The 1,580-nt window shown below is 44.4% G+C and carries 1 pseudogene; it reads right to left on the reverse strand.

Annotated features, from left to right (window positions below):
* A pseudogene (locus tag Q0296_RS11440) lies at positions 1-1,580 on the reverse strand (hypothetical protein); the annotation flags it as partial.

Here is a 1,580-nt window from a genome sequence, read left to right on the forward strand (position 1 = left end):
CCACATATCAGCATCAAGGCCGCTGTTGCCGATAAAAGTTACCGTGCTAACAGAGACGTTTCCTGCGGTGTCGGCATTTTTTATCATGAAATTTGCTCCAGTGCTGTTTGCTGGCAGAGCAAAATTTTCAGAGTAGCTGTGCGTATCATCAAGAGCTGAGCTTTTATGCACGGAATTTAGCAGATCGTAAAGATCTACTTTGTTTATGGTGTTTTTATTTAGCGTGTTGTTGCCGCTAGCATCGGTGCCAACACTACCTGAGATATCTACACTAGTTACATGCGAAGTTGCCGTTGGAGTGCCGATAGCATCAGGGGTGGCGTCTAGGTCTATATGAACCATTAGATCATCATCCTTTGTACCATCACTCTTTAAAACGGTTGCTCTTATGTTTGAGTATCTCTCATCTAGCTTTATACCAAGGGTCTCAAAGTCCATATTTACACGCTTATCTGCGCCGACAACTAGATCTATATATGTTTGCCCGCTTGGTAAAATTTTGGCATTACCATGATCATCCTCAAGCGCCAAACGAAGCTTGGTGCCAGGGTCGCGGTCCACGCCAAATACAATGTTTGGCTGTTCGTCATTAGTAAGCGAGATGTTGTACTCTTTTATAGTTTTGGTCTCATCGTCAAAGTTATTTTTCTGGATAACCTTCTCATAGTCCTCTACTCTAAGATATTTAGCGATATTTACTGCTCCGCCATCTATCTGCGTGGCAAGCTTGACGTCATCTATGTACTCTAAAATTCCAAAGTCAAAGAGCCTACCGCGAACGCCATCTGTCGTAGTGACCTCGTTTGGTGTCGTGATAGTAGCTCTAACAGGCGTAGAGTGATCGACCGAGATAGGGACATTTGGTATGCTAAATTTGCCATCCACGATAGGAAGTGGTGCTGAGCCGTCACTTGGCAAGGCGGTTAGTCCGTCGTCGCTTATTGTGTATTTGACCGTTGTGGTTATAGCTGGTATGGTCGGAGTTGAGATAGTGACGCTTACATTGCTTCCTGGTTTTGCGTTGCTAGGTACGTAGATATCAAGGTCGCTTTGGGTTGATGGTGAGCCAGAAGGCGTGGTGATGCTATCTATTAGCCCATCTCCGTCATTATCTCTTGCAAACTGCACCTTTATGCTGTTATCTACGGTGATCTCGTCTGTGACCGGGTCTGCTTTGTTACCAGCTTTATCGGTAAATGTGGTCGTGAAATTTGTCGTAACGCCATAAAGTTTTGTCGTGGTCTCTATGGTGCCATTATTTACACTAATAGCTACACCATCATCTCTTGTGGCACTATACGCGCCGGATGCGTTTTGAAAAATTTTAATGGTTATCTTATCTGTTTTGCCGTCGCTTCCTGCGATATCTATCTCAAATTTATCGCCATCTCTTGCGTCGTTTGGAATTTTCATCTTTATAGAGGTTTTCGCACCATCAGGACTAAAGCCACTCTCTTTACTGGTTAGCACCCCATCTTTGTTCTCATCTTTTGCAAACTGCACGTGCGGAGACCTAACAGGCGCAACCGTATCGCTTGAAATTTCACTCACACTTGAAGCTTTTGTAACTCCAGTCGTGC

The organism is uncultured Campylobacter sp. (assembly GCF_937890585.1).
Lineage (GTDB): Bacteria > Campylobacterota > Campylobacteria > Campylobacterales > Campylobacteraceae > Campylobacter_A.